Here is a 22,048-nt window from a genome sequence, read left to right as displayed (position 1 = left end):
TTGATCGGTGCCGACATGGATCGATTGAAGCTCTCGCTGACGGCTGCGCTGCTCGTGGCGCCGTTCGTGCTGTGGGGCGGAAACGCTCTCGGGCGTGACGACGGCCGCTACGCGGACTCACCTCTCAAGCCGTGGTTCGACGGCCTGCGCAGCCATCTCGGTCCGTGCTGCTCGGATGCGGACGGGTTTGCCGTCGCCGATCCCGATTGGGACTCGCACAATGGACATTATCGCGTGCGGCTCGACGGCGAATGGGTCGAGGTACCGGACGAAGCCGTGATCACCGAGCCGAACCGGGCCGGCCGCACCATGGTGTGGCCGGTGAAGACCGCGTTCGGTGTGTCGATCCGCTGCTTCATGCCGGGCAGCATGATCTGACGGAGGTCAGCGCGACCGTTTGGAAGATTTGCGCTTCGACGTTTTCTTCGAACTCTTCTTCGAAGTCTTCTTGGATGTTTTCCGAGATGTCTTCTTTGACGTCTTCTTGGACGACTTCCGTTTCGCTGCTTTCTTCGGGACCTTCTTGCCCTTCTTGCGCGCTTTCGACAGGCCGATCGCGATCGCCTGCTTGCGGCTCTTCACGCGTCCGCCTCGACCGCCAGGTCCGCTTTTCGCGGTCCCCTTCTTGTAGCGCTTCATCTCGCCTTCGACATCGCTGCCGGAGCTGCGCGAGTAGCGGCGCTTCTTTGCCTTGCGTGCCATGCATGTTCTCCCTTGGCCTGGGAAAACAATCCGAGACAGGCATAGTTCCGAAAGCGCAAGCAACGTCCCGGATACGCGACCTAGCCTAGAACGAATCCGCCAGCTCGATCTCCGCTTCCAGCACCTGAATGCGCCGCGCTGCCTCGCTGGAGGACAGATCCCGCGCATATTGCGCGGGTTGATACGCCTCTTCGCTCAGCCGTTTCAGCCGGAGGCCCTGCGCCCGCGTCATCTGCTCGGTGAGGAAAGCTTTGGCGTCGTATTTGCCCTGAACCTGCATATCGCTTCTCCCTTCTGAAATCGTGACTTGACTATATGTTCTTATTTTGTTCTAACAAGTCATGGACAATAGAATTAATGAAATTCGACGTAAAATCAGCGCCTTGAGGCTGGAAATGGCCGATATCGAGGTGTCCGTACGCGAGCTCGTCGAGCGCGATCGGGACTGCACAGAGAAGGCCCTGGCGCAGATGGATCTGCGCCGGAAAATCAATCTGCTGATCGGCGAATGGAAGGCTGCAGGTGGCGGCGATGTCCTGCCGAATGTCCGCGATAGGATGCGCCTTCGTTCCGCGAAGGCAGCAGGTAGTCCTCTGCGCGTGGTCGCGCGCCGCTGAGAGCTTTGGGAGCGCACGGTGGAGGAAGACCCGGATGTGTACCGGATTCTAAAGCTGCGCGCCGAGATTCTCGAACTGGGCTCTGCGATCCGGCAGCTGCAACGCGAGGGGCTCGACGACGCCGCGGCCCAGCTCTTGATCGCCCGCAAGCGGGCACGGCTCGATCATCTGGTGAAATCAGATCCTGCGGGCGTCCACCCTGACATCCTGGGCGGCCATCGTAGCTGAGCCTTGGCGTAACGCGCGTGCGGGGCTCGTCGATACCGCATGTCGACGAAGCGGCCCGAGAAAAAGTTCGTTTGAACACCAAAGCAAAAGGCCCCGCGATCGCGGGGCCTTCATGATTTCGGGGAACACCTACTTGGTGTTGCTCATGCCGCCCTTGTTGTTCGTCATGGTGCCGCCCTGGTCGGAGCCGGGGCCGGAGCCGCCCTGACCGGAGGGATCAGCACCCTTGGAAGACTTGGTGTTGGCGCCCGTGGTGGTCTGCGACGATGACATCGAGGATCCGTGTTTTGCCTTGTGCGACTTGGCCTGCACGGCGAACGGTGCGGCGGCGAGGCCGGTTGCCAACATCACGGCAAGAGCGAGCTTGGTGGTCTTCATATGCGGGAACTCCCTGAGTTGAATTGACGCAGGCAGCCAACTGCCATTGGTCGCAGGAGTTCCGAACAAAGAAGTTCCGGTAAAGCACGCATCCTTCAAGATTGCTTGTCCTCTTCGAGGATGAATACGACCCCGGTCAGTGTTGCGCCGATCGCGAACGTCGTCACCAATGTGAGGGCGAAAACGACAACGGCCTGCCTTCCGCCGTGACTCAGCAAATTGGCGACGCCGGGATTGGACAGCACGAGCAAGAGGCTGAAAGCGAGTCCCAAGGCTGCGCCCATCATCGCGTGCGTCATCAGCTTGACGAGCCCGCTGGGAGAGATCAGGTCCGACGACTTCTTCGCGCGCATGGAACTCTATCCCAATCTCGCAAGCAACGCCTGCGACACGCGCCGGTTCCATCCGCATGAAGGAATCGTTATCGCCCGCTTCATCCGACGTTCATGCCGGGTGGGCGAGAATGACCCTGCAACACGGGAACATTCGATATGGGTAAGGTGGTCTTTCTCTATCGCTCTCTGGCTTATCGCAACGCCGCTGCGGACATCCTCCGCAAAGCGCGCAAACTGCCCCGCGGCGCGGAGCGAAGCGCGGCGCGCCGCTATGCCAAGGCGCTGCGCGATCTCGCCCAAACGGAAGCCTGGCTCGAAGGGCGGGTCGCGCGCGAACCGCAAACGACGCAGCGCAGGAAGAGTGCGGCCTCCGGTTAACCGGACGCGCGCTGCAATTCGGCGGAGCTCGCGGCTTCGAAGTTGCCGGGCGTGGTCGTCGCGGCGGTCTTGCGGACCAGCGGCACCTCGAGCCGGCACAACAGACCCTCGGCGCGCCAATCGAATCGCGCCTGCCCGCCGAGCTGGGACTCGACGCTCGCAAGCAGGCTCCGCGTACCAAAGCCGCGGGATTTCGGCGTCATGACGAGCGGGCCGCCGGATTCCTCCCAGGTGAGCGTGAGCAGCTCGTCCTCGACCTGCCAGCCGATTGCGAGCCGTCCCGTCCGCGTCGAGAGCGCGCCATACTTCGCCGAGTTGGTGAAAAGCTCGTGCAGCGCCAGCGCCAGCGTCTGGGCGGTCGCCGGCAGCAACTGAACTTCGGACCCCGCCAATTTGATCTGGCCGCCGAGGGAATAGGGCGCAAGCTCCTCGTCGATCAGCTTCGAGAGTTCGGCACCCTGCCAGCTCGACAGTGACAGGATCGTATGCACGCGCGCCAGTGCATTGATGCGTCCCTCGACGGCGCTGACATAGGCTTTGACCTCGTCGGCGCGGGTGAGGCGCACGATCGATTGTGCCAGCGCCAGCGCATTCTTGGCGCGATGATCGACTTCCCGCGCCAGCAGAGTCTGCCGTTCCTCGGCGCGCTTGCGTTCGGTGATGTCCACCGTCACGCCGCTGACGCGCATCACCCGACCACTATCGTCAACCGTGGCGGCGGCCGTGCCGACACACCAGCGCACATCGCCGTCGGGCCGCACGATGCGGAACTCCGTTTCATAGGAGCGTGTGCCCTTGTTGAATTCGGCGATCGCCTTGCGCAACTGATCGACGTCATCCGGATGCAACAGCGCCTGAACGTTGGCCGGGTTCACTTCGAAGCTCTCCGGGCCAACACCAAAGATGCGGTACTGTCCCTCGTCCCACATCCAGTCGCCGGTGATCCAGTCCCAGTCCCAGGAACCCATCTTGCCGGCGGCGATCGCCATGCTGCGCCGCTCTTCGCTCTCGCGCAGCTTTGCAGTGGAATTCTCCAGCTCGGCGGTGCGTGCGCGCACGCGGTCCTCGAGATCCTGGTTCAGCCGTTCGAGTTCGCGCGTCTTGCGATAGAGCTCTGCAAACACCTTGACCTTCGCGCGCAGCACCTCCGGCACGACCGGCACCGGGACGTAGTCGACGGCGCCCATCTCGTAGCCGCGCAGGCGGTCGATGTCGCTGACTTGAATGGCCGAGATGAAAATCATTGCGGTCTTCTGGAAGCGCGGGTGCTCACGGATCATCGCGGCGAGCTCGAAGCCGTCGAGCTCGGGCATGCAGACGTCGACCAGGATCACCGCGATCTCGGTCTTGAGCAGCACCTCGAGAGCCTCGCGACCGGACGAGGCGATCACGAGGTTCTGGCCGAGATCCTTCAGGATCACCTCATAGGCGAGCAGCTTGGCCGGCTGGTCGTCGACGAGGAGGATGTTGACCTTTTCGTGGTCCATACGGGCATCCAACTCAGCGGTGCAGCCACATGCGGATTGCAAGCAGCAATTGATCGGTGTTGACGGGTTTGGCGAGGTAGTCGGACGCGCCGGCCTCGAGGCATTTCTCGCGGTCGCCCTTCATGGCCTTGGCCGTCAACGCGATGATCGGAAGACGGGCGAAGGTCGGATTTTCACGAATGACGCCGATGGTCTGATAGCCATCCATCTGCGGCATCATGATGTCCATCAGCACGATGGCGATCTCCGGGTTGGATTCGACCAAGATCACCGCCTCGTTGCCGGTCGTGGCCGTCAGCACCTTCATGCCGCGCCGCTCCAGCACGCTCGACAGCGCGAAGATGTTGCGGGCGTCGTCGTCGACGAGCAGGGCTGTCTTGCCGATCAGGTCTTCGTCGGAACTGTTCAGCTTCTCGAGCATGCGCTGCTTCTCGACCGGCAACTCCGTGATCACGCGATGCAGGAACAGCGCGGTCTCGTCAAGCAGGCGCTCCGGCGATTCCACGCCCTTGACCACGATGCTTCGCGCCATGGTGTGGAGCTCCGCATCTTCCTCGGCTGACAGCTCGCGGCCGGTGAAGACGACGACCGGAACGTTCGACAGCGCCTCGTCCTTGCGGATCTGGTCCAGCACCTCGAAGCCGGTCATGTCGGGCAGGCGCAGGTCAAGCACGACGCAATCACAGGGGTTCTCACGCAGCATCGAGAGCGCGTCGGCGCCGGTGCCGGTCGTCACGATCTCGATGTCGTCGTGGTGCAGGAGCTCACGGATCGAGAGCTGCTCGGCCTCGTTGTCTTCGACGATCAGCAGCCGCTTGCGCCGCGGTCGCGCATATTCCTTGATCTGCGTCAGCGCGGCCGAAACGCCCTCGGTCGTCGTCGGTTTGTTGACGAAGGAGAAGGCGCCGCGCGCCAGCGCATGCTGGCGGTCCTCGTCGAGCGTGATGATCTGCACGGGGATGTGGCGGGTCAGCGGATTGTGCTTGAGCTGGCTCAACACGGTCCAGCCGAGCATATCCGGCAGGAATACGTCGAGCGACACGGCCCTCGGCTGGTACTGCTTTGCTAGCTCCAGCGCCTCCGCGCCGCGTGCGGCGACCAGCACCTTGAATCCCTTGTCGCGCGCGAGGTCGACCAGCACGCGTGCGTAGTGCGGGTCGTCCTCGACGATCAGGAGGATACTGTCGCCGGGTTCGAGGTTGAGCCGGTCGTCGGGAAGCTGCTCGATGACGCGCTGCGGTTCGGCTGTAGCGGGCTGCAGCGCCGGCGGCTGGCTTTGTTGGGGCGTCGCGCGGGGCGCGAGCGTCGGGCCGGAATATTTCAGCGGCAGGTAAAGCGTGAAGCACGAGCCTTTGCCCGGCAAGCTGCGCAGGTGGATCTCGCCGCCGAGCAGGCTTGCGAGCTCCCGGCTGATCGCAAGGCCAAGCCCGGTGCCGCCATATTTGCGGCTGGTGCCGGCATCGGCTTGCTGGAACGCCTCGAAGATCAGCTTCTGCTTCTCCAGGGGGATGCCGATGCCGGTGTCGGACACCTCGAATGCGATCACGGCCGGCGCCGAATTCAGCACGGGATGATCCGTGCCCCAGCCTCCGACCGCTGCGGCGACCTTCAGGCGCACCTCGCCTTCGGCGGTGAACTTGAAGGCGTTGGAGAGCAGGTTCTTCAAAACCTGCTGCAGGCGCTTGGAATCGGTGACGAGGCTGCGCGCGAGATTCGGATCGACGTCGATCTTGAACGACAAATTGCGGTTCTCCGCCTCGTGACGGAACGGCCGCCCGACCGTCTCGAGCAGGTTCGCGGTCAGGATTTCCTCGGCGTCGACCGTCACCGTACCGGACTCGATCTTGGAGAGATCGAGAATGTCGCTGATGAGATTGAGTAGGTCGGTGCCGGCGCCGTGGATGGTGCGGGCGAATTCGACCTGCTTGCCGGTGAGATTGCCGTCCGGATTGTCGGTGAGCTGCTGGCCGAGGATCAGGATCGAGTTCAGCGGCGTGCGCAGCTCGTGGCTCATATTGGCCAGGAATTCGGACTTGTACTTCGAGGTCAGCGCGAGTTCGGTCGCCTTTTCCTCCAGGGCGCGGCGGGCCTGCTCGATCTCCTGGTTCTTGCGCTCCACTTCGACGTTGCGCTCGGCGAGTTGCTGCGCCTTCTGTTCGAGCTGGTCGTTGGTCTGCTGCAATTCGCGCTGCTGGGTCTGGAGCTCGCCGGCGAGCTGCTGCGACTGCTTGAGCAGGCCTTCGGTCTGCATCGTCGCCTCGATCGAGTTGAGCACGATGCCGATCGAGTCCGTGAGCTGCTCCAGGAAGGTCATCTGCGAGGTCGTGAAGGAGGTGAGCGAGGCGAGCTCGATGACCGCCTTGACCTGGCCTTCGAACAGCACCGGCAGCACCACGAGGTTCTTCGGCGCGACGCGAAGCAGCGCCGAATTGATCGGCACCACGTCGGGCGGAATGTCCGCAATTACGCGCGGGCGCCGGTCGAGCGCGCATTGGCCGATCAGGCCGTCGCCGAATGGCAGCACGCGCGGATACGGATAGACGCCGTCGCCGGCATAGGAGGCAAGCAGCAGGAGCCGCGGATTGTCTTCGTTCTCGACCTGATAGATCACGCCGGTATGCGCGTTCACCAGCGGCGACAATTCGGTCAACAGCAGGCGACCGACGGTGGTGAGGTCGCGCTGGCCCTGAAGCATGTTGGTGAATTTCGCCAGATTGGTCTTCAGCCAGTCCTGCTCGGTGTTCACGTCCGTCGTGAGACGGAGGTTGGTGATCATCGTGTTGATGTTGTCTTTCAGCTCCGCGACCTCGCCGCGGGCGTCGACCTGGATCGACCGCGTCAGGTCGCCCTTGGTCACGGCGGTCGCCACTTCCGCGATCGCGCGCACCTGCGAGGTGAGGTTGGCCGCCAGCAAATTGACGTTGCCGGTGAGATCCTTCCAGGTGCCGGCGGCGCCGGGCACGTCGGCCTGACCGCCCAGCCGGCCCTCGACACCGACCTCGCGCGCCACCGACGTCACCTGGTCGGCGAAGGTCGCGAGCGTCTCGGTCATGTTGTTGATGGTGTCGGCGAGTGCGGCGACCTCGCCTTTCGATTTCACGGTGAGGTTCTGCTTGAGGTCGCCGTTGGCGACCGCGGTCACCACCTTGACGATACCGCGGACCTGCTCGGTCAGGTTCGCCGCCATGAAGTTGACGGTGTCGGTGAGATCCTTCCAGGTGCCGGCGACGCCGGGCACCTGGGCCTGGCCGCCGAGTTCGCCTTCGGTGCCGACCTCGCGCGCAACGCGCGTGACTTCGCCGGCGAACGCATTCAGCTGGTCCACCATGGTGTTGATGGTGTTTTTGAGCTCGAGGATTTCGCCCTTCACGTCGACGGTGATCTTGCGCGACAGGTCGCCGCGCGCCACCGCGGTGGTGACTTCGGCGATGTTGCGGACCTGGGTGGTGAGGTTCGCGGCCAGCAGGTTGACGTTGTCGGTGAGGTCCTTCCAGGTGCCGCCGACGCCGGGCACGACGGCCTGGCCGCCGAGCCGCCCCTCGGTGCCGACCTCACGTGCGACGCGCGTCACTTCCGCGGCGAAGGAGCGAAGCTGCTCGACCATGGTGTTCAAGGTGTCCTTGAGCAGCAGAATTTCGCCGCGCACGTCCACCGTGATCTTCTTCGACAGGTCGCCGCCGGCGATCGCGGTCGCGACCTCGGCGATGTTGCGGACCTGCGCCGTCAGGTTCGAGGCCATGAAGTTGACGTTGTCGGTGAGATCCTTCCAGGTGCCGGCAACGCCGGGGACTTCGGCCTGGCCGCCGAGCTTGCCTTCGGTGCCGACCTCGCGCGCGACGCGCGTCACTTCACCGGCGAAGCCGTTGAGCTGGTCCACCATGGTGTTGATGGTGTTCTTCAGCTCCAAAATCTCACCACGGACGTCGACGGTGATCTTGCGCGAGAGGTCGCCGCGCGCCACGGCAGTGGTGACTTCGGCGATGTTGCGGACCTGGGCAGTGAGGTTGCCCGCCATCGAGTTGACGCTGTCGGTGAGGTCTTTCCAGGTGCCGGCGACGCCGGGCACGTTGGCCTGACCGCCGAGCCGGCCTTCGGTGCCGACCTCGCGCGCGACGCGCGTCACTTCACCGGCGAAGCGGTTGAGCTGGTCGACCATCGTGTTCAGCGTGTCCTTGAGCTGAAGGATCTCGCCGCGCACGTCCACGGTGATCTTGCGCGACAAGTCGCCGCCGGCGATCGCAGTCGCGACTTCGGCGATGTTGCGGACCTGGGCGGTGAGGTTGCCCGCCATCGAGTTGACGCTGTCGGTGAGGTCCTTCCAGGTGCCGGCGACGCCGGGCACTTCGGCCTGACCGCCGAGTTTGCCTTCGGTGCCAACTTCGCGCGCGACGCGCGTGACCTCGCCGGCGAAGGCGTTGAGCTGGTCCACCATGGTGTTGAGCGTTTCCTTCAGCTGAAGGATTTCGCCTGACACGTTGACGGTGATCTTCTTCGACAAATCGCCCTTGGCGACCGCGGTCGCGACTTCGGCGATGTTGCGGACCTGGCCGGTCAGGTTCGAGGCCATCGAGTTGACGCTGTCGGTGAGATCCTTCCAGGTACCGGCGACGCCGCGCACCTGGGCCTGGCCGCCGAGCTTGCCTTCGGTGCCGACCTCGCGGGCCACGCGCGTGACTTCACCGGCGAAGGCATTGAGCTGGTCCACCATGGTGTTGATGGTGTCTTTCAGCTCCAGGATTTCGCCGCGGACATCGACCGTGATCTTTTTCGACAGATCGCCGCCCGCGACCGCGGTCGTCACCTCGGCGATGTTACGGACCTGCGCGGTGAGGTTCGAGGCCATCGAGTTGACGCTCTCGGTCAAGTCCTTCCAGGTGCCGGCGACGCCGAGCACGTTGGCTTGGCCGCCGAGCCGGCCCTCGGTGCCGACCTCGCGCGCGACGCGCGTGACTTCGCCGGCGAAGGCGTTGAGCTGGTCGACCATGGTGTTGAGCGTTTCCTTCAATTGAAGGATTTCGCCCGAGACGTTCACCGTGATCTTCTTCGACAGGTCGCCGCTCGCAATGGCGGTGGCGACATCGGCGATGTTGCGGACCTGCGCGGTGAGATTCGACGCCATGAAGTTGACGTTGTCGGTGAGGTCCTTCCATGTACCGGCAACGCCCGGCACCTGGGCCTGGCCGCCGAGCTTGCCTTCGGTGCCGACCTCACGCGCCACGCGCGTCACTTCCGAGGCGAACGAGTTGAGCTGGTCCACCATGGTGTTGATGGTGTCCTTCAGCTCCAGGATCTCGCCGCGCACGTCGACCGTGATCTTGCGCGACAGGTCGCCGCGCGCCACGGCGGTGGTGACGTTGGCGATGTTGCGCACCTGTGCGGTGAGGTTGCCGCACATCGCGTTGACGCTATCGGTGAGATCCTTCCAGGTGCCGGCGACGCCTGGCACGATGGCCTGCCCGCCAAGCTTGCCGTCGGTGCCAACCTCGCGCGCCACGCGCGTCACTTCCGAGGCAAAGGAGCGGAGCTGGTCCACCATCGTGTTGATGGCTTCCTTGAGCTGAAGGATCTCGCCGCGGACGTCGACCGTGATCTTCTTCGAGAGGTCGCCGTTCGCAACCGCGATCGTCACCTCGGCGATGTTGCGAACCTGGTTCGTCAGGTTGTTCGCCATCGAGTTGACGCTCTCGGTCAGATCCTTCCAGACGCCGGTCACCTCAGGTACCTGGGCCTGGCCGCCGAGCTTGCCCTCGGTGCCGACCTCGCGCGCCACGCGCGTCACCTCGGAGGTGAACACGCCGAGCTGCTTGATCATGGTGTTGACGATAGTCGCCGACTGCAGGAATTCGCCGCGCAGGGGACGCCCATCGACGTCGAGCTTGACGGTCTGGAGCAGGTCGCCCTGCGCCACGGCCGCGACCGCGCGCGTCACCTCGCGCGTCGGCCACAGCAAATCGTCGATCAGCGTGTTGACCGAGCCTTCCATGTCGGCCCAGGAGCCGGAGGCCAGCCCAAACTTCACGCGCTGTCGCGTCTTGCCCTCGCGGCCCACGACCTGGCCGACCAGCTCGAGCTGCTGCGCCATGCGCTGATTGGCGGCGATGATGTCATTGAAAGTGTCGGCGAGCTTGCCGTCGATGCCGAGATAGTCGCCGCTCATGCGCACGGAGAAATCGCCGTTGCGCATGGCCTGCAGGGCGAGCAGCAATTCTGCCCGGGAATCGGGCTCCGACATGCCGTTGGTTTTTGGCTTTGGAACGCGACGACCGGAACGTGATGCAGATCCGGGATCGAGGTCGCTCATACTGATTCCCCCGCAGGCGTCAGCCGATTCCCAGGCAAGACGCGGATTATCAAAATAGAGCGTCAGCCAAATTCGAAATCAAGCGCCAACGTCACGGCGCCAGGAAGTGGAACCTGCTTTGCTCAGCCCGATTAACCTAAGTGCGATCCCTCGGAATGGTTCCATCCAGTTCCAGTATTTCCGGGCCGGCCGTTTGTTTTCAGCGACTTGGTTATCTGCCTTCCGGAACGGAGCGCCGGGCGTGCCGTTAGCCCGCAGATGGAGGGAGAGCGCACATGAAAGCAGGATTTGCCGTCATCGGGACCGTGATGTTGTTGGCCGGATCGGCGTTCGCGCAGGGCGGGGCCCCCAGCGGCCGTGGGGCTGTCACCGGCGATCCCGCCGCAAGCTCCGCCACCCCACGTGCGGACACACCAACCACGGGTACGTCAACCCGGTCTAATCCCAGCGGTAGCGGCACGTCGAGTTCGGGCGGGAAGGATGACAATGGGGATGCCGGCCGCGACAGGATGCCGGAGAGCAACCGCACCGTGCGGCCGGAGAGCCAGCAAAGTCATCCCAGCGACAAGTGAACGGTCTACTTGTCTGCCATCGTGCGCTCGGCGTCCTTGACCTGCGAGCGCAACATCGGGAGTTGCTCGCGCGCGAACGCTGCAAGCGCGGCATTGTCGGGCGCCTTGAGATAGCGTTCGAGCAGGTCGATTACCGACTCATACTCGGGAATCTGTGCTGCATAGAAGCTTCTGACAAAACTCGGTCCGTCCGAAGTTTCGGGCTCGACCAGGCTCGCGCTCGCCGGCGTCGTCTTGGTGACGCGCGGTTCGGTGCCGATCGCTTCCTGAATTGGCTTCAGGGCCTTGTCGCGCCTGGCCGCTTCTTCGGCACGCAGGGCGGCGAGGTTCTTGACCTCGGCATTGCCCTTGAGGTCGGTGCTCTCCAGCAGACCCTGCTGGAAGCGGCTGAAAGTGTAGAGATCACTGATGGTCTCGGTTGCGGTCGGCGTGCGGCCGCCCGGCCTTCGCTCCCCGGTGCTGTCGGCAAGCGCTGCCGTGCTGACGAATGCCAAAACGATCGCGAGAAGAATCCGCATGGGATATTCAAGGCGGACGGCGGTCGAAAGTTCCGCAGATGTTACGATCCGGTAAGGGCGGTTGCGACGCGACGGTTCCGTCCCCAATTCATACTGATGAAACAGTCCGAGATCTTCAGGAATAACGCCGACAACTGCCTCCAGCTCGCCGAGAGGGCCGAAGGGCAGCCGGCACACAATCGTTTTCTGCGCATGGCGAATGCGTGGACGGCACTTGCCGACGAGCAGGATTGGCTCGACGGCGAGGTGCCGCCCGTTCCGGCCCGCAGGCTTCAAAAGCAGGACGCGTAACGCTGTCGTTTTCGTGGATCTGCGTGTGAGACTGCTCACGGACAGCAAGCAGGGTCATTCGTAACAGTCGATCGCGTTGATTTCCTATTCCAGGAGGTTTTTGCAATGGCTCCACGTCTGGCTCTTCTTTCGCTCATCCTCGCCTTTGGCGTGTCGGTCGCGTTCGCCACCGTGACGACGGTGCGGCAGGTGCATCACGAAAATGCATCGGCCCCGGTGCACTCGACGCATAGTTAGCAGTCTGATCTCGCGGGTCGGAACCTTCGACGCTCCGGCGCGTAAGCGCTTCGAGACAGCAAAGAGGCGAGAGCTATCATGGCCCATTCCGACCAAGGCATCATCAGAGATCAACGCGGTGAACAGCAGCCGCGGGACAAGCAGCGTGCGCAGACCGTGCACAAGTCGGAGCCAAAGGGCTCGCCCTCTCGTGAGGCCACGCGCGATCCCAAACTGAACGACAACAGCAAGACGCCCGGCTCCGGCATGGCGCCGGATGATTCCGGCGACGCCCCGAGCGGCTAATTCCATCAGGAACGAATTCGCACGCAAAGAGTCGAGGGATTGCTTCCGGCTGTCATGCCCCCGGTGATCCGGAAGCAATCTCCAAGGACGGCCCTGGCACCCCGTGCCGGGGCCGTTTGCTTGAGCATCAGGCTGGACTAATCCTCGGCGTCGCGCTGCGGATGCGGTTGCGTATGGCCGTCCGGGCCGCGCCCGAAAACCCCGAACCTGCTCGATTTGACATTAGGCCCTGCATCGACAGCGGCGGTGGCCAGGCCGAGCTTGAGGAGCTCGCGCACAGCCGCGGCTCGCGTCGGCATGCGATGTTTGAACCGGAAGTCGTCGACCGCGGCCAGTTCTTCCGGTGACAGCATGACCTGGAGCCGCTCGGCGCGAAGGTCGTTCATGATCAATCACCCAAAATGAGCAAGTTGAGCAGTTTACTCAACGAACTCATTCCACCGCGGTTCCACAAGATGCGGCTATGGCGCCAAGTTAGCCAAAAAATACAACAAAATCAATATGTTATATGATGCAAGGGCCCTTTGGCAGGTGTATGCTCCCGGCAAATGGGAGAGACCTCATGACGAGCGAAGTCACATTGCCCCGCAAACATGTCGACGAGAGCGCGGCACCCAAGCCGGTGCGCCCCAGCCACCAGAAGGTCATCGAGCAGGTCGAGCGCTGGGCCAACAGTCCGGGCCTTCAACCGCCGAGATTGCAGCCGTCAACGCATGCCAAAGCGGGCTAGCGCTTCGCAAGGGGAGAGCCCTTTGACGATGGCGAATGGGCTGATCGGTGCGATTTGCGGGAGACGATGCGAAGCTTGCGCCTGAGCCACCAGGCCAAGACCGAAACGATGGTCCAGACTATCAACGCGGCAGCGAAAGCGCCCGGAGCGCTCGCGGCCACGGTGAAATGAAAGACGGCGGCGAATGCCAGGAGACCGATGCTTCCCCAGGCGGCGCCAGCCGCGTCGAGCGCGGCGGCCTCTTGCCCGCGGCGCGTGCCGCTGAGGCCGGCCTTCTCCTTGGTGCGGCGTTCATGGCTTTCGACCAGCGTGGCGCTCGCGCAGAAGATGGCGGGAAGCGCAAGGAAAAGTCCGCCGACGGACACACCGAAGCGCGCTCCCAGAACCCCCGTGAGCACGGTCGCCAGGCCACCGAGCAGGAAACGAATGCCGTATTCGTACCAGCGTGTCTGCTTGAGCGCGGAGAGCGACAGCTTGACCGGCATCAGGCCGTACCTCCGAAGCCGGCGAGCAGGCCGAAGGCGACCGCAAGCCACACGATAACAGCGAGGACGGTCGCGGGCAGCGCGGACACACGGTATCTGATCAGCAGATGGCAGACGACGACGCTGTAGCAGCCGAGCGCGACCGCGCCATAGATCATCGTCCAGCTTTCGGCCGCAGCATATTGCGGGCCGTGTTGGACGACGGCGATGCCGAGCGTCGCCAGTGCGACCGACGGTGCCGCGCCGAGTAACCCCGCAAAGCTTTTGGGTTTGAGCATATCGCCCAAGATCGCAAAGGCGGAGACGATGATGCCACCGGCGATGAAGCGCACGAGATATTCGGTCACGGCTTTTCCCGCCGATTGACTTGCTTGCGGAACGATTGCGTCAGTGTCCATGGCCGCAAGAGTCTCTCTACGGCCGCGCCAAGCGCAAAGCCTGCGACCACGTCGCTTGCCCAGTGCGCGAGCACTGCGATCCGTGTCAGTGACAGCGCGATCGCAACCGTGCGCAGCAATCGGCGCGGCGTCTTCGGCAGCAAGCCCGCCGCCGAGGCAAGAGCGCCCATATGGACCGCGTGACCGGACGGGAACGCGTCGCGCGCTCGTCCTGAGACGGGTACTCCATGCCCGTGCCCGCGTATGGTCAGCCGGTCTGGCCTGGTCTGATCGAACACGGATTTCAGGATATGCGGCAGGGCGGCCGTCGCGAGCGACACGGCCAGGACGTGGTTTGCCACGGGCCGCTGTTGCGGCTGCCGAATATGAGTATAGAGCCACCCTATTGCGGCCAGTGCGAGCAGCACGTGCTCGTCAGCGGCCCAGGTCAATGTCTGCGCCGTGTGCTCGACGCCTGAATTGGTGTGATCAGCGATCGTATCCGCGATCGCGGTATCGATCCGGCTGGGTTTGACCTCTACCAATGCCATCGGTCTGCAAGCGTGATGTCCTTTGTGACAGTTTTGTAAAGCCCGAAGACAAAGAAGGTTCCTGGACCCTACCTTGCGGCATCAGCCTGGGGCCGGGCCAAAGCGCCGTTTACGGCTGTCCCGATCCACCAGCGGACCCATACACCTGGCCGGTCGCATAGCTCGCGTCGGCTGCGGCAAGCTGCACGTAAATGGAGGCCAGTTCGGCGGGCTGGCCGGGACGGCCGAGCGGCGTCATGCCGCCGAATTTTTCGAGCTTCTCCATCGTGGCGCCGCCGGAGACCTGCAGGGGGGTCCAGATCGGGCCCGGTGCGACGCCATTGACCCGGATGCCCTTCGAGGCGAACTGCTTCGCCAGCGACTTCACGTAATTCATCGTCGCCGCCTTCGTTTGCGCGTAGTCATAGAGATCGGGCGAGGGATCGTAAGCCTGCTCCGATGTCGTGCCAATGATGCACGAGCCGGGCTTTAAATGCGGCAGCGCCGCCTTGATGATCCAGAACGGCGCGTAGATGTTGGTCTTCATGGTCGCGTCGAAGTCTTCCGAGGAGACGTCGAGAATGGACGCACGTGTCTGCTGCCGCGCCGCGTTGCAGACGACGATGTCGAGTCCGCCGAGATCTTGGACGGCCTGCTCGACCAGCTTCTTGCAGAAAGCCTCATCCTTAAGGTCGCCGGGAATCGCGAGACCGATACGCCCTTCCTTCTTGATCAGCGCGATGACGTCCTGCGCATCCGGTTCTTCCGCCGGTAGATAGTTGATGGCGACGTCGGCGCCTTCGCGTGCATAGGCTATCGCAGCGGCGCGGCCCATACCGGAATCGCCGCCGGTGATCAGCGCTTTGCGGCCGGCGAGCCGGCCGGAGCCCTTGTAGCTGGTCTCGCCGTGATCCGGGGGCGGCTCCATCTTGCCGGCGAGGCCAGGCCAGGGCTGCGATTGCTTCTTGAACGGCGGCTTTGGAAAGCGGGTGACGGGATCGACCAGGTTCTGCTCGGCCATTTTCTGCTCGGCCATGGACGTGTCTCCTTTCGCTGTCGAAGAGGCCAGCGAAGCAGCAGCGATGGTTGCGCTCGCCGCTTGGACGACGTGCCGGCGGGATACTGAAGCCTTGTCGTGATGTGTCATGACGATCTCCGCGATCTCGCGATCTCAATGCGCGGAGAGAGGCATCGTTGCAAAACGAGAGGACGCCGACCCGCAAGCCGGCGTCCTCGGAAGATGTTTACTTGGTCTGGCCGACGCTTGGCGCCTTGCCGAGCTCCTTGGCCATGTCGAGATGGTGCTTGAGCGCCGGCAGCGTCTTGCCGGCCCAATCCTTCAGGTCGGAATTGTCGCCGCCCTTGGCGTAACGCTCGAACAGCGAGACCGCGTCCTCGTGGGCGCTGACCTGGTACGAATTGTAATCCGAGCTGAAGTCCCTGCCATTCGCGCTCTTGAGCTTGTCGAGCTTGCTCTGATGCGAGCTGTCGAGCGCTGTCGGAAGGGTCGCCTGCACCTTGCCGCCGGTGACGAGGCCCTTCAGTTCGCTGCTGGTCTTGGTGTGGTCGGTCACCATCTGCTGCGCAAAGGTCTTCTCCTGTGCGTTGCCCTTCTGCTCGGCAAGTTTGCTCGATTCGATCTCGAACATGTCGCTGATGGCGACTTCCTTGACGAAGTCGGCGGTGGCAGGCGCGACGCCGAGCGCCGAGTTGACGCCGGTTTTCTCGCCCAGCGACTGGGCGAGCGCGGGGCCTGCGAGCAGCACGCAAGCAGCTGCGATAATCATTCGTTTCATGGTCCGATCCCTCCGAATGGGCGCGCAGCCTCTCGCCGCGCGGCATTGCGCCCACCAACACGCTGCAGCGGCCGGAGTTCCTAACGGCTAATCCGTCGGTCTCCGCCCGCTCCGTGGGTTGATGGGATCCGTCGGCTTGCGCCGAAGCCGTTCGGGCAGGAACGGCTCGGTCGGCGTGGCAGTGGCCTCGGCACGCACGTCTGCATGGCGTTGTGCCCGTTCATGCGGCGTCCGGTTGTCGTTGATCTGCCGCTTCACGTCGAGGCCATCCACGGGATCGTTGACGCCGTGCTGGATATCGCGGAAATCGCTCATGCTTCACCTCATTCACTTCCAGGCAGGATTTTTTCCAACACCTGCCGCGCCGCGCCCTTGATCACTCCGCTCTCGTTGGGATCGCCCTTCATCAGCGCAAGAGAGAAGTTCTTGGCCTGCTGCAAGGTGATGTGCGGCGGCAGCGGCGGCACTTCGGGGTCGGTCTTGACCTCCAGCACCACCGGCATCTCGCTCGCGAGCGCCTGGTCCCAGGCCGAGCCCAGCAGCTGCGGGCTGTCGACATAGATGCCGGAGAGGCCGATCAGCTCGGCAAAGCGCGAATAGGACACGTTCGGGATGCGCTGCGATGCCTCGAATTTCGGATCGCCGTTGATGACGCGCTGCTCCCAGGTCACCTGGTTGAGGTCTTCGTTGTTGAAGACGCAGACGATGAAGCGCGGATCCTTCCACTCGCGCCAATACTTCGCGGCGGTGATCAGTTCGGCCATGTTGTTCATTTGCATCGCGCCGTCGCCGACAAGGGCAATCACCGGGCGGTCGGAATGCGCGTATTTCGCGGCGAGCGCATAGGGCACCGCGGCACCCATCGAGGCGAGGCCGCCTGAGAGCGAGGTCGTCATGCCGCGGCGCATCTTCAGGTCGCGCGCGAACCAGTTGGCGCAGGAGCCGGAATCGCTGGTGACGATGGCGCGGTCGGGCAGGCGCGGAGACAGCTCCCAGGCGACGAGTTGCGGATTGACCGGTGCCGCGGGCTGATGGGCCCGATCATCCAGCGTCTTCCACCATTTCGCGACGTCGTCTTCGATGCCCTGGCGCCAGGCGCCATCGCTCTTGGGTTTCAGTCGCGGCAGCAGGGCGCGCAGCGTCTCGGCGGCGTCGCCGACCAGGCCGACCTCCATGGGAAAGCGGATCGACATCATGCTGGCGTCGATGTCGATCTGCACGCCGCACGCCGCGCCTTCCTTCGGCAGGAATTCGGCATAGGGGAACCCCGAGCCGACCATCAGCAGCGTGTCGCATTCCATCATCATGTTGTAGCTGGGTTCGGTGCCGAGCAGGCCGATCGAGCCGGTGACCCAGGGGAGATCGTCGGGGAGCGCCGCCTTGCCGAGCAGCGCTTTGGCGCAGCCGGCGGACAAGCGGTCGGCGACCGCGATCACCTCTTCGGTGGCGTGGAGCGCGCCGGCGCCGATGAGCATCGCGACCTTCTTGCCGGCGTTGAGCACCTCGGCGGCGCGGTCGAGGTCAGCGTCACGAGGCTTGATGCCTGGCGCGCTGTAGCCGACGCCAGAGTGCAGGGTGCCGTGAGCGCGCGGCGGATCCTCGTACGGCTCCTCCTGGATATCGTTGGGCAGGATGATCACCGTTGGCGTGCGCCGGGCCAACGCGATTCGGATCGACCGATCGATCAGATGCCGGATTTGCGCCGGCGAGGAGGCCTGCATGACGTAGGCGCCAGCCACATCCTTGAACATCGAGACGAGATCGAGTTCCTGCTGATAGTGTCCGCCCAGCGCATTGCGTGCCTGCTGACCGACGATCGCGAGCACGGGCTGGTGATCCAGCAGGGCATCGTAGAGCCCGGTGATCAGATGCGAGGCGCCGGGGCCCGAAGTGGCGATACACACCCCCAGTTGGCCAGAGAACTTCGCATAGGCGCTCGCCATGAAAGCGGCCATCTCCTCATGCCGCGCCTGGACAAAGCCGATCTTGCCCTCAGCACGCTGAAGCGCACCGAATACGCCGTTGATGCCATCGCCGGGATAGCCAAAGAGGTGGCGCACGCCCCATTGATGCAGACGTTGAACGATGAAGTCTGAGACGGTCTGGGACATCGAGGGCGCCCTTCGTTTTCCGGTATTTGGTTTCCGGGATTTGAAGCTGAGAGAACCGCCCGTTTCCGGCGATGTTCCTCAAGTCTGACGGAACATGCCGGAACGATCGCGCACCTCTTTGGGTTGTCTCCAGACTGGCTGAGTGGAGAATTGAGATGTTGAATCAGGGTGAACTGGACCAAAACGAGATGGGTCGGTTGATCGGCAGCGACAAGGTCGAGGGAACATCGGTCTACGGCGCCGATCGCAACAAAATCGGCTCGATCGAACGCGTGATGATCGACAAGATCAGCGGCAAGGTGTCCTACGCCGTGCTCGGCTTCGGCGGATTTCTGGGCCTCGGCAACGACCATTATCCGCTGCCCTGGCAGTCGCTGAAATACGACACGGAGCTCGGCGGTTACGTCACGGGCATCACCACCAAGGAACTGGAAGGCGCGCCGAAATATGGCGAGCGGAGTGATTGGAACTGGGGGGATGACGCCGCGGTTCGCGGCATCAACTCCTATTATGGCGTCCCCTTCGCGTAAGCGTTTCCACCGAAAGGAAGCTCGATGAGCAAGGAACGGCCTAACGACGATCCCCGGCAGCAGAGCGACTGGGGTTCGCACAAGCAGACGGACAAGCCCTGGAAGGGCACTCCGGAAAAGGAGCAGGGATCGGACGAGGTGAAGCCCGATCTCGAGAAATGGCACGCGACGAAGACGCACTGAGACACGGTGCCGTTCCCATGAGTCATCGAGGCGAGCGCGGCATCCAGTGTGCCGCGCTCGCTTTTGGGCAGGGCGTTCACGAACGCGATGGTGCTCGCAACAAGGGGAACCATGATCAGGAGTTGCAGTTGGGCTCGCGTCGCGTGAGCCGGCTTTGGCGGCTCTGCCGCCAGTTTAATCCCGAGAAAGGTGTTTACCGTGGATGCTCAGACACGGGAGCGTGGACCGTCCGCGGAGCAGCCGCAGAGGGCGAAGGAAGCTCCGAAGACATCTCCTGATCAGGCCCACGACGCCAAGGATTCGAAGCCGGCGAAGGCGCCGTCGCTGCAAGATCGGCTTCGCGAGCATTGGCTGGTGGCAAGCGTTGGCGCCATCGTCTTGCTCGCAGCTCTGATCGGCGGATTGCTCTATTGGCTCCAGATACGCCACTATGAATCCACCGACGATGCCTTCGTCGCCGCGCGCAGCTTTTCCGTGGCCTCCAAGGTCGGCGGCTACGTGACCGACATCCCGGTGACGGACAACCAGCATGTCAACGCCGGGGACCTTCTCGCCAAGATCGACGAGCGCGACTATCGGATCGCCATCGATCAGGCTAATGCGCAAGTCGCGGTCGCCAAGGCGAACATCGCCAATGTCCAGGCGCAGATCGTTTCGCAGCAGGAGCAGATCAAGCAGGCGGAGGCGCAGCTCGAACAGGCCCAGGCCCAGCTTCAGTTCTCGCAGGAAGAATTCGCGCGCGCCCAGGATCTGGTCGAGAAGGGCGCCGGCACCGTGCAGCGCCAGCAGCAGACCCGCTCCGATCTTCAGGCGCAGCAGGCCAACACCGAGCGCGCGAAGACCGCGGTGACGGCCGCGCAAGTCGGCATCAAGACGCTGCAAGCGCAGCTTGAGGGCGCCCGGGCGCAGCTCGAGCAGTCGCAGGCGCAGGTCGATCAGGCCAAGCTGAACCTGCAATATACCAGCGTCGTTGCGGCGCAGTCCGGCCGCGTCGTCAAGCTCAGCGGCGCCAAGGGCACTTTCGTCACAGCGGGACAGAGCCTGATGATGTTCGTGCCTGACGAGGTCTGGATCGTCGCCAACTACAAGGAGACGCAGCTCAACGACATGCGGCCGGGCCAGCCGGTCGAGATCCGCATCGACGCCTATCCCGGGCGCAAGCTGACCGGCCATGTCGAGTCGGTGCAGCCGGGCTCCGGCACTGCGTTCAGCCTGTTGCCCGCGGAGAACGCCACCGGAAATTACGTCAAGGTGGTGCAGCGCGTGCCTGTGAAGATCGTGGTCGACAGCTGGCCGGCCGATTTGCCCGTCGGTCCCGGCATGTCGGTCGTGCCCTGGACCAGGGTGCGATGACCGACACGGCGCAAGGCGGCGCGTCCGCGGGCGGCTGGTCGCCGGAGCGCTCGGCGGCCGGCGGTCATAATCCTTATCTCATTGCGTTCGTCGTCTCGATCGCGACCTTCATGGAGGTGCTCGACACCACCATTGCCAATGTCGCCTTGCGCCACATCGCCGGTGGGCTTGCCGTCGGCATCGACGAGAGCACCTACGTCATCACCAGCTATCTCGTCGCCAACGCCATCGTGCTGTCGATCTCGGGCTGGCTGTCGACCGTGATCGGCCGCAAGCGCTTCTACATGATCTGCGTTGCGGTTTTCACAATCTCCTCGCTCTTGTGCGGCTTTGCCTGGAATTTGCAGGCGCTGGTGCTGTTTCGAATCCTTCAGGGCCTTGGCGGCGGCGGCATGGCGACCAGCGAGCAGGCGATCCTCGCCGACTCCTTCCCGCCGCACAAGCGCGGCCAGGCTTTCGCAATCTATGGCGTCGCCGTCGTGGTCGCGCCCGTGGTCGGTCCGACGCTCGGCGGCTGGATCACCGACACCTACACCTGGCACTGGGTGTTCCTGATCAACGTCCCCATGGGATTGCTGTCGCTGTTCCTGGTCGGCACGCTAGTCAAGGAGCCCTCGGGGGCGGAGGAGGAGAGGGAGAAGCTGCTGAGCAAGGGCCTGCGCGTCGACTATGTCGGCTTCCTGCTGGTCGCGATCGGGCTCGGCTCGCTCGAATACGTGCTCGACGAAGGCCAGCGCAACGACTGGTTCGGCTCGAACATGATCGTGTTCTTCGCGGTGCTTTCGGCCATGTCACTGCTTGCGCTGATCCCGTGGGAGCTGACGCGCGAGGATCCCATCGTCGATCTCCGCCTGCTCGGCCGCCGCCAGTTCGCCGCCTGCTTCCTGGTCATGCTTGCGACCGGCGCGGTGCTGATCTCGACGACCCAGCTTTTGCCGCAACTGCTCCAGAGCGATTTGAACTACACCGCCATGCTGGCGGGTCTTGCGTTGTCACCGGGCGGAATCGCGACCCTGGTGCTGATGCCGGTGGTGGGCCGTCTCGTCAGCAGCGTGCAGCCGAAATACCTCATCATGCTCGGCGCCACCATCGTCGCGTTCTCGATGTGGCATCTCACGGGCCTCACCGGCGACATCACCTACGGCTACGCCGCGATGTCGCGCATCTTCCTGGCGCTCGGTCTGCCTTTCCTGTTCCTGCCGGTCACGACCGCGTCCTATGACGGCGTGCCGCCGGACAAGACCAACCAGGCCTCGGCGCTGATCAACGTCGCCCGCAATATCGGCGGCTCCATGGGCGTTGCGCTGGCGCAGACAATCCTGGCGCAGCGCCAGCAATTCCATCAGAGCCGTCTGATCGAGCACGCCGCGCCGTCGGACCTCGGCTACCAGCAAGCTATCGAGACGATGACCCGCTTCTTCCAGGCTCAGGGCTCGAATGCGAGCGATGCGGCTGCGCAGGCGGTCGCCTGGGTCGGCCGCACCTTGCAGCAGCAGGTCGATTTGCTCGCTTATATCGACGTGTTCTGGACGCTCGCGGTCATCGCGGTGCTGATGATCCCGACCGCCGCGGTGCTGCGCCCGATCAAGCTGGGCGCCCCCGCGCGGGGGCATTGAGCCAACAG

28 protein-coding genes are annotated in these 22,048 nt (G+C 63.7%); 13 read left to right on the top strand and 15 right to left on the bottom strand.

What is annotated here, in order from left to right; translation table 11 throughout:
• Positions 1-15: 15 nt before the first annotated feature.
• Positions 16-378, top strand: coding sequence for a hypothetical protein (locus FXB41_RS00445; protein ID WP_007594801.1), 363 nt, complete (start codon positions 16-18; stop codon positions 376-378).
• Between the two features lie 6 nt (positions 379-384).
• On the opposite strand, the gene FXB41_RS00440 is transcribed toward FXB41_RS00445, so the two are convergent.
• On the bottom strand, positions 385-702 hold the full coding sequence (locus FXB41_RS00440) for a DUF6496 domain-containing protein (protein WP_219678627.1): 318 nt from the start codon (positions 700-702) through the stop codon (positions 385-387).
• A gap of 85 nt (positions 703-787) precedes the next feature.
• Complete coding sequence (locus FXB41_RS00435; RefSeq protein ID WP_211397231.1) at positions 788-982, bottom strand: DUF3072 domain-containing protein; 195 nt, start codon at positions 980-982, stop codon at positions 788-790.
• A 115-nt stretch (positions 983-1,097) separates the two neighbouring features.
• Between FXB41_RS00435 and FXB41_RS00430 the strand changes: the two genes are divergently transcribed.
• A complete protein-coding gene (locus FXB41_RS00430; protein WP_007594795.1) occupies positions 1,098-1,319 on the top strand; it encodes a hypothetical protein in 222 nt (73 codons plus the stop codon).
• A gap of 18 nt (positions 1,320-1,337) precedes the next feature.
• The gene (locus FXB41_RS00425) at positions 1,338-1,547 is read left to right on the top strand and encodes a hypothetical protein (RefSeq protein ID WP_219678625.1); all 210 of its coding nucleotides are present in this window, start codon (positions 1,338-1,340) and stop codon (positions 1,545-1,547) included.
• Positions 1,548-1,676: 129 nt separating this feature from the next.
• Here FXB41_RS00425 and FXB41_RS00420 read toward each other — a convergent pair whose 3' ends face one another.
• Entirely contained in the window at positions 1,677-1,925 is a 249-nt protein-coding gene (locus FXB41_RS00420; RefSeq protein ID WP_007594791.1) for a hypothetical protein, read from the bottom strand.
• Positions 1,926-2,020: 95 nt separating this feature from the next.
• Positions 2,021-2,278, bottom strand: coding sequence for a hypothetical protein (locus FXB41_RS00415; RefSeq protein ID WP_007594789.1), 258 nt, complete (start codon positions 2,276-2,278; stop codon positions 2,021-2,023).
• A 138-nt stretch (positions 2,279-2,416) separates the two neighbouring features.
• Between FXB41_RS00415 and FXB41_RS00410 the strand changes: the two genes are divergently transcribed.
• The gene (locus FXB41_RS00410) at positions 2,417-2,638 is read left to right on the top strand and encodes a hypothetical protein (protein ID WP_007594788.1); all 222 of its coding nucleotides are present in this window, start codon (positions 2,417-2,419) and stop codon (positions 2,636-2,638) included.
• On the opposite strand, the gene FXB41_RS00405 is transcribed toward FXB41_RS00410, so the two are convergent.
• Both FXB41_RS00405 and FXB41_RS00400 read right to left on the bottom strand, forming a co-directional pair.
• Positions 2,635-4,125 (bottom strand): HWE histidine kinase domain-containing protein, encoded by a 1,491-nt coding sequence (locus tag FXB41_RS00405; RefSeq protein WP_219678622.1) that lies wholly within the window; start codon positions 4,123-4,125, stop codon positions 2,635-2,637. The two genes, FXB41_RS00410 and FXB41_RS00405, sit on opposite strands and share 4 nt — an antisense overlap.
• Before the next feature lie 13 nt (positions 4,126-4,138).
• Positions 4,139-10,426 carry a HAMP domain-containing protein gene (locus FXB41_RS00400; protein ID WP_219678620.1) on the bottom strand — a complete coding sequence of 2,096 codons (6,288 nt, stop codon included), beginning with the start codon at positions 10,424-10,426 and terminating at the stop codon, positions 4,139-4,141.
• A gap of 275 nt (positions 10,427-10,701) precedes the next feature.
• Between FXB41_RS00400 and FXB41_RS00395 the strand changes: the two genes are divergently transcribed.
• Positions 10,702-10,998, top strand: coding sequence for a hypothetical protein (locus FXB41_RS00395; protein ID WP_007594783.1), 297 nt, complete (start codon positions 10,702-10,704; stop codon positions 10,996-10,998).
• A 5-nt stretch (positions 10,999-11,003) separates the two neighbouring features.
• Here FXB41_RS00395 and FXB41_RS00390 read toward each other — a convergent pair whose 3' ends face one another.
• Positions 11,004-11,516, bottom strand: a complete 513-nt coding sequence (locus FXB41_RS00390; RefSeq protein ID WP_007594781.1) for a DUF4142 domain-containing protein — start codon at positions 11,514-11,516, stop codon at positions 11,004-11,006.
• A gap of 96 nt (positions 11,517-11,612) precedes the next feature.
• Here FXB41_RS00390 and FXB41_RS40440 point away from each other — a divergent pair, with 96 nt between their 5' ends.
• The 3 genes from FXB41_RS40440 to FXB41_RS00385 all read left to right on the top strand — a co-directional run bounded on the left by FXB41_RS40440 (position 11,613) and on the right by FXB41_RS00385 (position 12,329).
• Positions 11,613-11,807, top strand: a complete 195-nt coding sequence (locus FXB41_RS40440; RefSeq protein ID WP_007594779.1) for a hypothetical protein — start codon at positions 11,613-11,615, stop codon at positions 11,805-11,807.
• 105 nt (positions 11,808-11,912) lie between these two features.
• Complete coding sequence (locus FXB41_RS41405; RefSeq protein WP_007594777.1) at positions 11,913-12,044, top strand: hypothetical protein; 132 nt, start codon at positions 11,913-11,915, stop codon at positions 12,042-12,044.
• 78 nt (positions 12,045-12,122) lie between these two features.
• The gene (locus FXB41_RS00385) at positions 12,123-12,329 is read left to right on the top strand and encodes a hypothetical protein (RefSeq protein ID WP_007594775.1); all 207 of its coding nucleotides are present in this window, start codon (positions 12,123-12,125) and stop codon (positions 12,327-12,329) included.
• A 137-nt stretch (positions 12,330-12,466) separates the two neighbouring features.
• Here the strand turns inward: FXB41_RS00385 and FXB41_RS00380 are convergent, their stop codons facing one another.
• A complete protein-coding gene (locus tag FXB41_RS00380) occupies positions 12,467-12,715 on the bottom strand; it encodes a hypothetical protein (RefSeq protein WP_007594773.1) in 249 nt (82 codons plus the stop codon).
• Positions 12,716-12,891: 176 nt separating this feature from the next.
• Between FXB41_RS00380 and FXB41_RS00375 the strand changes: the two genes are divergently transcribed.
• On the top strand, positions 12,892-13,059 hold the full coding sequence (locus tag FXB41_RS00375; protein WP_007594771.1) for a hypothetical protein: 168 nt from the start codon (positions 12,892-12,894) through the stop codon (positions 13,057-13,059).
• On the opposite strand, the gene FXB41_RS00370 is transcribed toward FXB41_RS00375, so the two are convergent.
• The 7 genes from FXB41_RS00370 to FXB41_RS00340 form a co-directional block, all read right to left on the bottom strand.
• Positions 13,056-13,544, bottom strand: coding sequence for a DUF3147 family protein (locus FXB41_RS00370; protein WP_219678618.1), 489 nt, complete (start codon positions 13,542-13,544; stop codon positions 13,056-13,058). The two genes, FXB41_RS00375 and FXB41_RS00370, sit on opposite strands and share 4 nt — an antisense overlap.
• On the bottom strand, positions 13,544-13,891 hold the full coding sequence (locus FXB41_RS00365) for a DUF3147 family protein (RefSeq protein ID WP_007594767.1): 348 nt from the start codon (positions 13,889-13,891) through the stop codon (positions 13,544-13,546). The genes FXB41_RS00370 and FXB41_RS00365 overlap by 1 nt, the downstream gene beginning before the upstream one ends.
• Complete coding sequence (locus FXB41_RS00360; RefSeq protein WP_007594765.1) at positions 13,888-14,472, bottom strand: phosphatase PAP2 family protein; 585 nt, start codon at positions 14,470-14,472, stop codon at positions 13,888-13,890. The genes FXB41_RS00365 and FXB41_RS00360 overlap by 4 nt, the downstream gene beginning before the upstream one ends.
• Positions 14,473-14,581: 109 nt before the next feature.
• Positions 14,582-15,472, bottom strand: coding sequence for an SDR family oxidoreductase (locus tag FXB41_RS00355; protein ID WP_219678688.1), 891 nt, complete (start codon positions 15,470-15,472; stop codon positions 14,582-14,584).
• Between the two features lie 223 nt (positions 15,473-15,695).
• A complete protein-coding gene (locus FXB41_RS00350; RefSeq protein ID WP_007594761.1) occupies positions 15,696-16,247 on the bottom strand; it encodes a DUF4142 domain-containing protein in 552 nt (183 codons plus the stop codon).
• Positions 16,248-16,334: 87 nt separating this feature from the next.
• Entirely contained in the window at positions 16,335-16,562 is a 228-nt protein-coding gene (locus FXB41_RS00345; RefSeq protein ID WP_007594757.1) for a hypothetical protein, read from the bottom strand.
• Between the two features lie 8 nt (positions 16,563-16,570).
• Entirely contained in the window at positions 16,571-18,358 is a 1,788-nt protein-coding gene (locus FXB41_RS00340) for a thiamine pyrophosphate-requiring protein (protein WP_219678617.1), read from the bottom strand.
• A 155-nt stretch (positions 18,359-18,513) separates the two neighbouring features.
• Here FXB41_RS00340 and FXB41_RS00335 point away from each other — a divergent pair, with 155 nt between their 5' ends.
• The 4 genes from FXB41_RS00335 to FXB41_RS00320 all read left to right on the top strand — a co-directional run bounded on the left by FXB41_RS00335 (position 18,514) and on the right by FXB41_RS00320 (position 22,040).
• Positions 18,514-18,888 (top strand): PRC-barrel domain-containing protein, encoded by a 375-nt coding sequence (locus FXB41_RS00335; RefSeq protein ID WP_007594753.1) that lies wholly within the window; start codon positions 18,514-18,516, stop codon positions 18,886-18,888.
• A 24-nt stretch (positions 18,889-18,912) separates the two neighbouring features.
• Positions 18,913-19,071, top strand: coding sequence for a hypothetical protein (locus FXB41_RS00330; RefSeq protein ID WP_007594751.1), 159 nt, complete (start codon positions 18,913-18,915; stop codon positions 19,069-19,071).
• Between the two features lie 198 nt (positions 19,072-19,269).
• Complete coding sequence (locus tag FXB41_RS00325; protein ID WP_219678615.1) at positions 19,270-20,424, top strand: HlyD family secretion protein; 1,155 nt, start codon at positions 19,270-19,272, stop codon at positions 20,422-20,424.
• The gene (locus tag FXB41_RS00320) at positions 20,421-22,040 is read left to right on the top strand and encodes a DHA2 family efflux MFS transporter permease subunit (RefSeq protein ID WP_219678613.1); all 1,620 of its coding nucleotides are present in this window, start codon (positions 20,421-20,423) and stop codon (positions 22,038-22,040) included. The genes FXB41_RS00325 and FXB41_RS00320 overlap by 4 nt, the downstream gene beginning before the upstream one ends.
• Positions 22,041-22,048 lie beyond the last annotated feature (8 nt).

The sequence above is a fragment of the Bradyrhizobium canariense genome (genome assembly GCF_019402665.1).
In the GTDB taxonomy this organism is placed as follows: domain Bacteria; phylum Pseudomonadota; class Alphaproteobacteria; order Rhizobiales; family Xanthobacteraceae; genus Bradyrhizobium; species Bradyrhizobium canariense.
The sequence above is the reverse complement of the archived record's forward strand: the minus strand, read 5'-3'. Positions and strand labels throughout refer to the sequence as shown.